Here is a 12,951-nt window from a genome sequence, read left to right as displayed (position 1 = left end):
CGTCAGGTAGCAATAGAGGGTCAGTTGGGGCGGGTGTCCAAGACTGCGTCGAGGTAGCGGGCGACGCCGTCGTCGTCGACGGCCTCCGTCACGGCCGCGGCGATCGCCTTGACCGATCCCAGCGCATTGCCCATCGCGACCCCGTGCCCGGCCCAGGACAGCATCTCGATGTCATTGGGCATATCCCCGAACGCCATCACCTGCGAGCGTGCCACCCCGAGGTGGTCGCACAGATCCGACAGCGTCTTCGCCTTCGTGATCCCGAACGGCGCGAGTTCGACGAGACCGTTGTCCGGCTCGGAGAACGAGGCATGACAGGTGCCGTCGACGAGCGGATCGATGAGGTCGTGCATCGCCTGCGAATCGCTCGTGGCCAGACGCACGAGCACCTTGACGACGTCTTCGCCGGCTAGTTCGGAGACATCGTCGATGATCCGGGCCTCACGGGGTCGGCCGGTGACGAACTCCCGATCGATGAAGCCGCCGTTGAGTGTCTCGTAGGCGAACCGGGCATCGGGATGATCGACCCGGACCGCAGCCGTGATCTCCGCCAGCGTCTGTGAGTCGATGGTGTGGGCGTCGATGACGGACTGAGAGGCGATGTCGTAGACGACTGCCCCATTGAGGCAGACGACCCGTCCGAGGTCGGGGATCTGCTCGGCGATCGGCGCCAACCACCGCATCGGCCTCCCGGTGACGAGCACAAAGGGGATTCCCGCATCCTGACAGCGGTGGATCGCATCGATCGTGGCCGTCGAGATCGGCTTCCAGTTCAGCAGCAGAGTGCCGTCGATATCGCTGGCGACGAGGCCGAGGTCGAAGTCATAGGGCGGCAGGATATCGGGGCTGATCGGAGTTCTCATGGTGCCTCCACCCTAGCGAGAATCTCCCGCGCTCGCTCCAGCAGCTCCTCGGCATCGGTGATGAACCGAACCGTCGCCTCCGCGCTCGAGTCGATCGACCGTCCCGATGGGCCATCCGACCGTGCCATCGACGCCGCGAGCACCGCCTCGCCGACCTTCGACGAGGCCTTCGTCAGCAGCTCCGGTGCGTCGCCGACGGCCTGCCGAACGGGCCCGGGCACCACCTGACCGGTGACGGGACAGCGGGCATGGAGGGTCGCGGTGAGGTCGTCGACGACATCGACGAGTGCGTTGAGCCGGTGGGTGCCGTCGACGATGACGTCGATCGGATCTTTCGCCGAGGCGGCCGTGGCCTCGCCGTCGGATGGGTCCGCCGAGGCGGCTGACGAGGTGGTGCTGTCACCGGAGCCCCGTGCTTCGTGGAGGGCCACCGCGGTGGTGTAGTACCGGTCGACGGCGCGGATGAAGCGGTCACGGTTGTGCCGCCACAGACCGGTGCCGAACCGGTCATCGTCCTTGACCGCGGTCGGCGCCTTCTTGCGCAGGCCCGAGAAGAAGCGCTTCACAGATAGTTGCCGGTGCCGGGATCATGGCGGTCCGACTTCTTCTTCTCGCCGGGCTGCCCGTCAGCCGGCGTCATGCCGGGCGGAACCACTCCCGGAGGCAGCTGGCCGCGACCGGCCATCTGCTGGGCCATGGCCTGCTGAGCCATGATCGCGGTCTGGATGCCGTGGAAGAGACCCTCTAACCAACCGACGAGCTGAGCCTGTGCGATCCGCAGCTCCGAGGTCGTCGGGGGACCGTCGGCCGAGTCGAAGGGCAGATCGAGGCGCTCGAGCTCCTCGATGAGGTCCTTCGACAGCCCATCTTCGAGTTCGTCGATGGAGCGGCGGTGGATCTCGGCGAGGCGCTCGCGGCCCTTCTCGTCGAGCTCGGTGCCGCGGACCTCCTCGAGCAGCTGCTTGACCATGGTGCCGATGCGCATCACCTTCGCCGGTGACGAGACATCCGCCTGATCGTGCTGCGCCTTGGCGAGGCCGGTCCGCAACTCGTCGTCGTTCGCCACACCGTCAGCATTCCCCACACTGTCGGCGTTCGCTGCGTCCGCGGCGCTCGTCTCACCCGCGGAGTTCTGGACATCGTCCGCGGGCTCGGGAGTCTCAGTCATTGGTCATGCACCTTCCTCATCGACGATGAGCAGCACCTTGCCGATGTTCGCTCCGTCCTCGAGGATCTGATGGGCTCGGGCGGCTTCGGACAGCGGCACGGTCTCGTGGATGATCGGGCGGATGTCACCGGCGATCACGGCCGGCCACAGCTGGTCGGCCACCTCGGCGACGATCTCGATCTTCTGTTCCTTCGGTCGTGCCCGCAGGGTCGTGGCGGAGACCGACTTGCGCGGCTGCATGAGCCAGCCGAGGTTGATCTCGGTCTTCGTTCCGCCCTGCATGCCGATGATGACGAGACGCCCGTCGGTGTTCAGCGCCTTGAGGTTTCGTTCGAGGTACTTCGCGCCGATGATGTCCAGGATGACATCGGCACCGGTCGTCCCGTCGTCGTGGACGCAGATCTCGTGGACGCGTTCGACGAAGTCCTCGTCGCGGTAGTTGATGACGGCATCGGCACCGAGTTCGCGGCAGAATTCGGCCTTCTTCTCGGAGCCGACGGTCACGACGATCTGCACGCCGAGGTGGCGCGCGATCTGGATCGCGGCCGTGCCGATTCCGGAGCCGCCGCCGTGGACGAGCAGCCATTCGCCTGCCTGCACCTGTCCGCGTCCGACGATGTTGGACCAGACGGTCGACAACACCTCGGGCAGGGCGGCCGCCTCGGTGAGGTCGAAGCCGGCGGGGACGGGAAGCAGCTGACCTGCGGGAACGGGCACGTATTCGGCGTATCCGCCGCCGGAGAGCAGAGCCGCCACCCTGTCGCCGACGGACCAGCCGGTGACGTCGGCGCCGAGCTTTTCGATCGTGCCGGAAAGCTCGAGGCCGGGAATCTCGGTGGCCCCTGGTGGGGGATCGTAGAATCCGCGACGCTGCAGCAAGTCGGCCCTGTTGACGCCGGCGGCATGGACGCGGACGAGGACTTCATCGGCGGCGATGTCTGGCGTGGGTTCGTCGGTGACCTGCAGGACCTCGGGCTCACCGGGGAAGGTGATCGTGATAGCGCGCATACATCCACTCTAGTAGCTGGGTGCGCGAGTGGGCAGGGGCATCCGCGAGGTGGGGTTCGGTGGAGGGCCGCTCGGGATGAGGCAGGGCGGCACAGGATGCTGCACGGCTCGAATTCGGGTCGCTATCGGATACTGGCCCTCGAATGTAGGTCGCTGTCGGATACTTCTGGAGCTCAGAAGTATCCGACAGCGACCTAAATTCGGCAGCGAAACCGCTCAGGCGAAGAGGCGGAACATCGGCGAGTTCTGGTGGACTCGCTCGACCTCGATATTCGAGGCCTCCATCCGCTCGAGCAGGTTCGGCAGGTCTTCGGCATAGCCGAGCTGGATGCCGACGAACGCCGGTCCGGTCTCCCGGTCGGAGCGTTTGACGTACTCGAACATCGCGATGTCGTCCTCGGGCCCGAGCACCTCGTTGAGGAATCGGCGCAGGGCGCCGGGCTCCTGCGGGAAGTCGACGATGAAGTAGTGCTTGAGGCCTTCGTGGACGAGTGAGCGTTCGAGGATCTCCGGGTAGCGGGAGATGTCGTTGTTGCCGCCGGAGACCAGGCACACCACGGTCGACCCGGGTTCGATCGCGATCGGCTTGTCCGAGTCCGGGCCGCCGATCCCGGCCGAGGCCAGGGCGCCGGAGGGCTCGGCGATGATGCCGTCGACCTGGTACATATCGAGCATCTCGGTGGCCACCGCGCCCTCGGCGACGGGGCGGATGTCGAGGCCGAGGTCGGCGATGACGTCATAGGTGAGGTTGCCGGCCCGGCGCACAGCGGTGCCGTCGGCGAAACGGTCGATGTTCTCCAAGGTCACGGGGTGGCCGGCCTTGAGCGCTGCGATCATCGAGGCGGCTCCGGCGGGTTCGGCGCCGATGACCTTCGTGTTCGGCATCCGTTCGGCCGCATAGGCGGCGATTCCCGCGAGCACTCCGCCTCCGCCGACGGGCACGATGATGTAGTCGGGGTCGGTCTCGAGCTGAGCGTGGATCTCGGCGGCCACGGTGCCCTGACCGGCGATGGTGCGCATATCGTCGAAGGCCGAAACCAGGAGTGCCTCATTGCGTTCGGCGAACCGGTGCGCCAGTGCCGAGGCGTCGTCGTAGGTGGAACCGGCGATCTCGATCGTCACCTGCTCCCCGCCGAAGTGACGGACGCGTTCGATCTTCTGCTTCGGCGTCGTCTTCGGTACGAAGATCGTGCCCTGGATGCCCAGTTCCTTGCAGGCGCGGGCGAAGCCCTGGGCATGGTTGCCCGCCGAGGCGCAGACGACACCGCGTGTGCGTTCGTCGGCATCGAGCTGGAGCATGAAGTTGAAGGCGCCGCGGATCTTGTAGGACCGCACCATCTGCAGGTCCTCGCGCTTGAGGTAGACCGTGGAACCGGTCGCGGTCGTCAACCGCTCGCAGATCTGAAGTGGCGACAGGATGACGGAATCGGAAATTCGCAGCGCAGCGGCCTCGACCTCGCCGGCGAGTGTGAGCTTCTGGGGAGTCATGTCTGTTTCAACCACCAGACTATTGTGCGCCCTTTGTCTTGCCATTTGGCAACTCGTATCGATATGAGGACAGCCGCGGGGCCGATGAGAATCCGCCCCGGCCCGCCCCGCTATGACCGCCGCGTACCCGTCCCGTCCCCGCTCACACCCGTACCCACCCCGTGATTCGGCTCCCGACTTCTGGGTTTCGGGTGCGCCCTGGACCGCGAATACCCCATATCATGATTGGATGGAGGATGCCCGTAATCCCTTCTAGGAGACGTCATGGCCATCAGCAGTGAGCTCGAACAACTGTTAGCCAGCTGGATACCCCGACAGCCGTGGTTCCCCAAGCTCGCAGCAGATTTCGGGACCGACCCCGATATCACCCCCATGTCGGTGGCCCGCGCGTTCACTTACACCGCCGAGGAGCTCGGCGGCTTCGCCGGTCTCGTGACTGTCATTTCCGTCGGCGACGGCCCCACCCTGCGTCGCCTCAACATCCCCCTGACCCTGCGCGGCGCCGAGGACATGCACCTGCGCCACGCCCTGATCGGCCGCGTCGACGACCTCGCGCTCGGCACTGTCTACGTCTACGACGGCGCCGCCGATCCCGTCTTCGTCAACCTCATGGCCGACGCGATCACGAAGCGCAAGGTCTTCGACGGCGGGCAGCTGTCCACCGAATCCCTGCGCCACAGCCAGGAGAAGGCCGAGGCCCGGGGCCGTGCGCCGATGCCGTTCCCCGTGACCGCGAACGGGTCGACCGCCTCGGCGAATGGATCGACGAACACCGCCGCCGAGGCGGTCCCACCGAAGCCATCGATCGGTGACCTCACGGTGGGGGCGGAGGACGTCATGCCCGTCGAGATCCGCCCGATCGAGGTCTCGGACTCCGGACAGCACAAGTCCACCGTCATCATCCACGACGAATACGAGCCGCTGGAGCTCTCGTTCTTCCGCGTTCTCGAGAACGGTATGCCGTCGTCGCTGACGATTCCGGTTCTGCTCACCGAGGCGGGTTCGCGCAGCGTGCCCGAGGTCATCGGCTGGGGTTCGGGTCGCTGGTACGACATGTTCGAGGTCCAGGAGATGGAGGCGCCGATGGCGCTGCTCTCCCACGTCGATGTCGATGCCGAACCCGCATGGCGAGAAGCCGTGAACACGGTCTGCGCCGTCGACTCCGGTTCGATCGGTGCCTACAACGCCCACGCGGCGGAGATGGGTCGGCGCATCGGCGAACTCCACACCGACATGGCCGCCGAGTTCGGAGTCGTCGAAGGCGCAGGAGAGCCGACGAAGCAGCTGGTGCAGAAGTGGGTCGAACGCATCGACTGGGCGCTGGGTCGGGCACCCCTGGCCCTGGATTCGCTGGTGCCGGAGCTGCGCGGCCACCGTGCCCGGCTGCAGAGCCTCGAGACCATCGGCACCCTGCAGAAGATCCATGGCGAGCTGACGCTCGACCATGTGGTCAGCTCTTCCACTGACGGCTATTCGGTCGTGAAGTTCACGGACTCGACGGACTCGGACCCCAAGCCCGCCGCCTTCGACCTCGTGGCTCTGCTGCGCAGCATCGACTACGCTGCCGGATTCGCCCGCCTGCAGCGCACCGATGCGCTCGACTCCGAGGACGGCTCACTGGTCGTCAGCGGCTTCGGCAATGATCCGGGAGCGCTGCGCACGATCTTCGATTCGCCCGAATACCTCTGGGCCTCGCAGGTGCAGAACTCGCTGCTGTCCGGATATTCGCGCGCACGCGGCGACAGCATCGGGCTGAGTGATCCCGTGCTGCGAGCAGCGCTGGTCGACCGGCTTCTCGTCGAGGTCGTCACCGAGCTGCGCAACCGCCCGAACTGGCTGTCCGTGCCGCTGGCCACGCTCACCCTCGTGCTCAAGGGCAAGCCGTCCCGCACCGAGGAGGCCGCCGAGACTCGTCCCAGCTGGGCCGAATCCGCCGAGGCGGAGTCCGAAGCAGCCGAGGGCTCCCCTGCATCCGGCGACGCAGTCGGTGCTGCTGTTGCCGAGGACTCGGATGCGGCCGCCGAGGGCTCGGACGCGGGGTCTGAGTCGAGTGACTCGTTCGCCGTGGCACCTGCAGCCGACGAGGCGACCGCCGCCGATTCGGAATCGGTCGCTGCCGCACCCCGCGGCACCTCTGGCGCCGTCGCGGCCGCGATCGCGAACTCGGACGCCGAGGACTCGCACGCCGATGACTTGGCAACTAACAAATCCGAAGCTGGTGAACCCGAAGCCGATGGTTCCGTGACCAATGAGTCCGAAGCCGGCGCCCCCGGTGTCGACGAGGTCGAAGTCGCCGATACCGCGGAGAACACCGTTGACGCGGTCGCGGATCCCGACATCGACGATGTCGAGGACTCCACCGTGGTCTCGCCCCAGATCGATGCGCCCGAAGGCGCTCCAGCTCCTGCTGAAGACGAAGAATTCGTCGACGAGGAAGAATCGGAAGCTCCGGTCCGAAGAGTCCCGGCTTCGTTCGCTGCGCGCGGCGCCACCTCGGAGGACGCCGACAGCACCGGACGCGAATCGCAGCCGACCAAGCCGAAGGGCGCACCGAAGCTCGGCCATACGTGGAGCGAGCGTTCGCAGGACTCCGGCGGCGACCGCGGAACATTCGGCGAGCAGATATCCGAGCGGCCGGACAAGAGTCGCGACGATTCCGCGGCACGGCTCGACGAATCAACGGACAAGTCCCGGGATGATTCGAAGCCTGCCGGCGGGTCCGTGTTCGACGACCTCCTGGGCACCGAGCGTAAGCGGAACCGGATGAAGAAGCGCAAGAAGGACTGAGCGCCTCTCCTGAACTGCCAATTGGCAGATGCTGTTGCGGTTGTGAGAAACTATGGTGGCTCGACCTCGCGTCGAGCAGGCCGGGTTCGCTCCATCGCTGTCAGGCATGGAAGAACCGAGGGAAGCGTGTCCGAGCGGCCGAAGGAGACGGTCTTGAAAACCGTTGTGCGGCAACCCCGCACCGTGGGTTCGAATCCCACCGCTTCCGCCAAGGGAGAAGCCCCTGAGCTCTTCGTCAACAACGAAGAGCTCAGGGGCTTTCACATGCTCATTACGGCGCTTCACCACGCGCGGCGAATCCTCCACTTCCGCTCGTTCAAGGCTGAGCGCGCTTTTCGCTAGGCAGACCTACCGATAACCGCGCTTCGCCTTGAACGACGGGATTTCAGCGATGCAGCGCTTGAACGACGGTCTTAGCGCTGCCGCTGCTGCTCCTCACAGCCGATCTTGCCGCGCTCGTGTTGTGCGCGGTCGAGTTCCTCCGCGGGCTCTCGCCGGTCAAGTAAGCCTGCGCCGCGGCCTCAGTCGCGGACCGGTGCTCCTGGGCCGGGAGTCTCGGGCGTCCTAGCGCCCTCGCCAGCCTCGGGCGCCTCTGGTTCGGACATCTCGGCGTCGGCCTCGGGGTCGTCGAAGCTCCGCACCGAGCGCTTGAATCCGCGGGTCAGCACGGCCAGGTACACGATCCCGATCGCCAGCCACACGAGGCCGCCGATGAGCGCGGTCCCGTGCAGGCTGACCCACAGGACTCCTGTGAGGATCGCGCCGACAGCTGGCATCACGACGTAGGTGAACGCCGACTTGAAGTCCTTGACCTGTTTGGTCCGGAAGGCGTAGTGCGCAATGACCGTGAGGTTGACGAAGGTGAAGGCGATGAGCGCACCGAAGTTGATGAGCGCCGAGATGAGTTCGAGGCTGAACGACATCGCCAGCAGGCACACCGCACCGACGAGCACGATATTGAACACCGGAGTGTGCGTCTTCGGGTTGATGTATCCGAAGGCCCTGCGCGGCAGCACCCCGTTGCGGCCCATTACGAGCATCATCCGCGACACCGACGCATGCGAGGCCAGCCCCGAGGCGGCGGTCGCAGCGAATGCCGCAGCCACGAAGAACAGCTGGAACACGTGGCCGCCGGTGATCATGCCGATCTCCGGCAGCGGATCGTCGACGATGGAGAACTGCGAATTGTCGGGGAAGAGCAGCTGCGCGAAATAGCCGGCGACGAGGAAGATGAGACCGCCGGCGAGAACGGTGAGCATGATCGCCTTCGGCATCAGGCTGACGTGCTTCGCCTCGTTCGTGTACATCGTCACCGCATCGAAACCGATGAACGAGAAGCACACGACGGTCGCACCGGTGAGAACCGCGCCGAGGTGGACGCCCTCATGGATGAACGGCTCCGGACTGAAGACGACTCCGGCCCCTTCGCCGGCGTTGAGCTGCATGACGGCGAGCACGCAGAACGTGGCGACGAGCACGACCGCAAAGATGAGGAGGACGCCGTTGATGTTCGCCGTTCCCCGCATCGAGGACAGGACGATGCCGGTCGTGACGATCGTATAGACGATGACCCACACCCATGGGGGTGCATCGGGGATCATCGACTCCATGTAGAGCCGGATGATGAGGCAGTTGACCATCGGCAGCAGCAGATAGTCCAGGAGGGAGGTCCACCCGACGAGGAAGCCGAGCCCCGGTGACATCGTCTCCCGCGTATAGGTATAGGCCGAACCCGCGGTGGGGAAGACCTTGACCATCTTGCCGTAGCTGAAAGCCGTAAAGATCATGACGATGAGAGCAACGAGATACGCCGCTGGAACAGCTCCATTCGTCTGCTCCGAGACGATTCCGAAGGTGTCGAAGACGACCGTCGGCGTCATATACCCGAGCCCGAGTCCGACGATGGACCACAGCCCGAGGTTGCGCTTCAGTGAGCCAGAGGCAGCCATATCAATCCTCCCCAATGAGATTTGCCGCCCACCGCGCCGTCGACGTCGCCATCGATGACCGGCCCGGAAGTGATGTGCGTCATGATCTTAACGCCCAAGGTACTGAAAACGAAACCATTGCCGAGGATCGGGACGGATATCAGTGTGAGATCGTGACCTTTCCGATGAAAATCGTCAAATTCAGCAACGATATCGGTAGTCCCGGCGGGCATCACGATGACCAGTTATCGAACGAACCGTCAGTGCCGACGCGAAACAGAGTAGATTGCAGTCAACGGACAATGTGGCCCCACGAGAGGTGTGAGAGAAGTATGGCGATCGAAACACTCAGTTCCAGGCAGTCGGCGGCATGGAAGGATCGAGTCCTGCCTCCGGTCGAACAGGTCGCCGACGGCGTCTGGGCCCTCCCGGTCCCGATCCCCAACAACCCTCTCGTCTACACCTACTGCTATGCTCTCGCCGACGGCTCCGGCGTCGTCCTCATCGACCCGGGCTGGGACGGCAAGGATCAGTACCTGGCGCTCACCTCGGCGCTTAACGACCTCGGCTTCACGGTCGCCGATATCCACGGAATCGCGATCACCCACTATCATCGGGACCACATCGGGCTCGTGCCCGCACTCCTCGCGAAGAACCCCGACGCCTGGGTCGCCATGCACGGTGAGGACCTGCGCGCGATCAAGCGCTTCTACACTAACGCCGTCGACCTCGGCACCGGCATCGACCCTAACCTCAACATCGCCCGCGCCTACGGAGTCCCCGAGGATCGCTGGGCCGAAGTCGAAAGCCTCCAAGTCGGATCGAACAAGGTCGGATCGAGCAAGGGCGGGTCGGAGAGCAACTCGATGAGCCTGTACAGACAGGCGATGAGCCGGCTGCCCGAGAACATCCACGTCCTCGATGACGGCACAGAGCTCCCGCTCGACGAGGGTCGGGTAACGGCCATGTGGACGCCGGGACACACCTACGGGCACTCGGCGTTCGTCCGCGACGAGGACAAACTGTTCTTCTCCGGTGACCATGTGCTGCCGACGATCACCCCGAACATCGGCCTCGATTCCGGGGCGATCACGCACAGCCTCGGCGACTATCTGCGCTCGCTGGAGAAGATCGGCGAGCTCGACGAGGACGTAGCGGTGCTGCCGGCCCACGGCTTCCGCTTCACCGGACTCCATGATCGCAAGGTCGAACTCGTCGAACACCATCACGAGCGCCTCGGCGAGATCCGCGCCCGCATGGAGGCCACCGACGACCACAGCGTCTACTCGATCGCGGCGGGCCTGCATTGGTCCCGCGGCTTCGAGAGCCTGCACAACTTCAACCTCTTCGCCGCCCTTGCCGAAACCGCCGCGCACATGCATTATCTCGGTATCGACATCGGCGTCGGCTCTCTCGTCGGCAAGGACTGAGCCGGGCCCGGCCGCAAGAAACTGAACCGGGTCCGGCCAAAGAAAGCTGAGCCGGGCCCGGCCTGAAGAAGAGAGACAGCAAGGAGGAACCAGCATGAGCACAGAATTCGTTCCCGCCGCCGAGGTGCGGCCCGTGACCTTCGCCGTCCATGCGAGCGACCACATCGAACGCGGTCACCGCCGTGGCGAGGAGCTGCGCACGGGAATCGCCTCCACCCTGGTCGCGTATCGGCGCTACTTCTCGCACCTGTCCATCGCCGAGGCGGCTGTGCACTCGGCAGCAACGTCGAGTTGGCAGCGACTCCAGCAATGGTGGCCGACCGGGGCTGAGGAAGTCGTTGCCGTGGCCGCAGGCGCCGGCATCGACGTCACGGAGCTCATGGAGATCGTCGCCCGGACCGAGATCATGACCCAGGCACCGGCCGCGCCGACCGAATGCTCGACCGTGAGCCACACCAGCCCGGGCGCCTCCGTGGCCGCGCAGAACTGGGATTGGGTGGCGGACTTCTCCACTCTGTGGCACTTCAACGACGTCGGTGCCGTGCCCGGGCAGCACCGGCATGTGGGCATCGCCGAGTTCGGAATGCTCGGCAAGATCGGTCTCAACGAGGCCGGCGTAGGGGTCCTGCTCAACATCCTCAAGCACACCGGCGACACGGCCGGGGGAGTGCCCATCCACATGATCCTCGCCCGGGTCCTGGCCGAAGCGGGCACCCTCGCCGAGGCGCTCGAGATCATCGACTCAGCCCCGACCTCATCGTCGTCGATCATCACCGTCATCACCGCCGAGGCGGCCGTCCAGGTCGAGATCGCCGGTGCACACAAGCGCGAGCGACGGGCCCGCGCGGGCAGTGGGGCCGACGGGGAGACGGGGGAGTCCGGGTTCCTCATCCACACGAACCATTTCCTGCACCCCGATCTGCTCGACGGTGCGCTCGAGCTGCGCCCCGATTCGACCTCGCAGGAACGTTACCGTCACCTCGCCGAGGCGGTCGTGCGCTTCGAAGCCGAACGTGCGCTGGCGCGCGGCGGCAGGGCCGTCACGGTCGGAGACCTGACGAAACTGCTGACGACGGGACCGGGAGACGCGCCTGTGTGCTGCACTCCGGCGCCCGGCGCCGCCTACGGGGATCGTTCGGCGACCCTGGTCAGCGTGCGCATCGATCCCGCCCGCAAACAGATCGACCTCGCACCCGGGTCACCGGCCGACGGTCTGCACGGAAACCGCTGCTTCCAACTCTGAACCGGCGGCGGTCGCTCAGTCCTCGTCTGCTCCGTCCGCCGCACTGGCGGAATCATCGGAACTCTCGTCCGCCTCGGCGGCTTCCTGCTCGCGCATCTCGATGACCGCGTCAAGGGCAGACGCGATCGCATCATCGTTCTCCAGTGCTGCCTGGATGAGCCGCCACGGCACGAGATCGAGATTCTGGTCGCCGATGACGAAGCGGATGAACGGCTGCTTGCTGCGCGGATCATCGGCTTCGAGCCCGGCCCCGTAGCGCCACTGGCCGATCGCGATGCGGCGCACCGTCTCGCCGATGAAGCGCATGGCGCCGGCGGTGAAGGGGGTCTCGTCCTCGGCGATCATATCGTCGGGTCCGTCGTAGCGGACCGCGACCTGCTTGCCCAGGCGAGCCAGGCTCTCCCGGTCGAATCCCCACGAGGCGGGATCGGCCTGCTCCTGGGTCCAGGCGGCGATGCCCGGTTCGACGGTGCCGATGAAACGGGAGAGGAATTCGACCTCTTCCTCGCTCGAGTTCTCCTCATTGAGCACTCCGAGGGACAGTCCCGTGCACCGGCGGCGGGGTTTTCCGTCCCCGCCGAGGAGCTCCCGTGCCTTGTTGAGCACAGCGGTGAAGACTTCAGCGCTGCGCTGATCGACGGCAGCCAGGACGATCCCCACGAGCGGGATCGGTTCACCGGCGGCCGGACCCTCGGCGTTGTCGGGGCGGATGAAGGGCATGCCGTTGCCCGTCATCTCATCGTGGTCCCAGACCCCGCCGATCGCGCGCAGGTAGGTTTCGCCGAGGTAGCGGATGAGTCCTTCGAAGAAGCGTCGGTGCTCTGGTTTGAGGATCTCCTCGGTGGAGGGGAACTTCGAGAGCACGAAGAGTTCGAGCATCGGCAGTGACTGCGGCCCGAAGTCCTTCGGGAACTTCACGGTCTCCCCGTCCTCCTTCTCGAAGGTCTCGGGGAGGTCGGCGAGGACGAACGCGCCGAGGCGGACGTCCATATTGTTGATGAAAGCAGTAAATTCGCGCTGGAGTTCATTCACGGCC

General features: G+C 65.6%; 11 protein-coding genes and 1 tRNA gene. 4 read left to right on the top strand and 8 right to left on the bottom strand.

The window, feature by feature from the left end:
• Window positions 1-20: 20 nt before the first annotated feature.
• The 5 genes from BI49514_RS02400 to ilvA form a co-directional block, all read right to left on the bottom strand.
• Window positions 21-863, bottom strand: coding sequence for an HAD family hydrolase (locus tag BI49514_RS02400; RefSeq protein WP_101543895.1), 843 nt, complete (start codon window positions 861-863; stop codon window positions 21-23).
• On the bottom strand, window positions 860-1,429 hold the full coding sequence (locus BI49514_RS02395) for a hypothetical protein (protein ID WP_101543894.1): 570 nt from the start codon (window positions 1,427-1,429) through the stop codon (window positions 860-862). The genes BI49514_RS02400 and BI49514_RS02395 overlap by 4 nt, the downstream gene beginning before the upstream one ends.
• Entirely contained in the window at window positions 1,426-2,031 is a 606-nt protein-coding gene (locus BI49514_RS02390) for a proteasome activator (RefSeq protein ID WP_101543892.1), read from the bottom strand. The genes BI49514_RS02395 and BI49514_RS02390 overlap by 4 nt, the downstream gene beginning before the upstream one ends.
• Window positions 2,032-2,034: 3 nt before the next feature.
• Window positions 2,035-3,039 carry an NAD(P)H-quinone oxidoreductase gene (locus BI49514_RS02385; protein WP_101543890.1) on the bottom strand — a complete coding sequence of 335 codons (1,005 nt, stop codon included), beginning with the start codon at window positions 3,037-3,039 and terminating at the stop codon, window positions 2,035-2,037.
• Window positions 3,040-3,255: 216 nt separating this feature from the next.
• A complete protein-coding gene (gene ilvA / locus BI49514_RS02380; RefSeq protein ID WP_167444039.1) occupies window positions 3,256-4,527 on the bottom strand; it encodes a threonine ammonia-lyase IlvA in 1,272 nt (423 codons plus the stop codon).
• Between the two features lie 264 nt (window positions 4,528-4,791).
• On the opposite strand from ilvA, the gene BI49514_RS02375 reads away from it, so the two are divergent.
• Both BI49514_RS02375 and BI49514_RS02370 read left to right on the top strand, forming a co-directional pair.
• On the top strand, window positions 4,792-7,314 hold the full coding sequence (locus BI49514_RS02375) for a maltokinase N-terminal cap-like domain-containing protein (RefSeq protein ID WP_101543886.1): 2,523 nt from the start codon (window positions 4,792-4,794) through the stop codon (window positions 7,312-7,314).
• Between the two features lie 120 nt (window positions 7,315-7,434).
• Window positions 7,435-7,525, top strand: a tRNA-Ser gene (locus BI49514_RS02370).
• 310 nt (window positions 7,526-7,835) lie between these two features.
• Here BI49514_RS02370 and BI49514_RS02365 read toward each other — a convergent pair.
• Both BI49514_RS02365 and BI49514_RS02360 read right to left on the bottom strand, forming a co-directional pair.
• Window positions 7,836-9,263 (bottom strand): APC family permease, encoded by a 1,428-nt coding sequence (locus tag BI49514_RS02365; RefSeq protein ID WP_101543885.1) that lies wholly within the window; start codon window positions 9,261-9,263, stop codon window positions 7,836-7,838.
• A complete protein-coding gene (locus tag BI49514_RS02360) occupies window positions 9,242-9,478 on the bottom strand; it encodes a hypothetical protein (RefSeq protein ID WP_145996174.1) in 237 nt (78 codons plus the stop codon). The genes BI49514_RS02365 and BI49514_RS02360 overlap by 22 nt, the downstream gene beginning before the upstream one ends.
• A 96-nt stretch (window positions 9,479-9,574) precedes the next feature.
• On the opposite strand from BI49514_RS02360, the gene BI49514_RS02355 reads away from it, so the two are divergent.
• A complete protein-coding gene (locus BI49514_RS02355) occupies window positions 9,575-10,672 on the top strand; it encodes an MBL fold metallo-hydrolase (RefSeq protein ID WP_101543881.1) in 1,098 nt (365 codons plus the stop codon).
• A gap of 94 nt (window positions 10,673-10,766) precedes the next feature.
• Window positions 10,767-11,915 carry a C45 family autoproteolytic acyltransferase/hydrolase gene (locus BI49514_RS02350; protein ID WP_101543879.1) on the top strand — a complete coding sequence of 383 codons (1,149 nt, stop codon included), beginning with the start codon at window positions 10,767-10,769 and terminating at the stop codon, window positions 11,913-11,915.
• A 15-nt stretch (window positions 11,916-11,930) separates the two neighbouring features.
• Here BI49514_RS02350 and BI49514_RS02345 read toward each other — a convergent pair whose 3' ends face one another.
• The gene (locus tag BI49514_RS02345) at window positions 11,931-12,947 is read right to left on the bottom strand and encodes a hypothetical protein (RefSeq protein WP_101544100.1); all 1,017 of its coding nucleotides are present in this window, start codon (window positions 12,945-12,947) and stop codon (window positions 11,931-11,933) included.
• Window positions 12,948-12,951: the final 4 nt, after the last annotated feature.

Origin of the sequence: Brevibacterium iodinum ATCC 49514 (assembly GCF_900169265.1) — a bacterium.
In the GTDB taxonomy this organism is placed as follows: Bacteria; Actinomycetota; Actinomycetes; order Actinomycetales; family Brevibacteriaceae; genus Brevibacterium; species Brevibacterium iodinum.
This window is presented reverse-complemented; position numbering and strand designations above follow the sequence as displayed.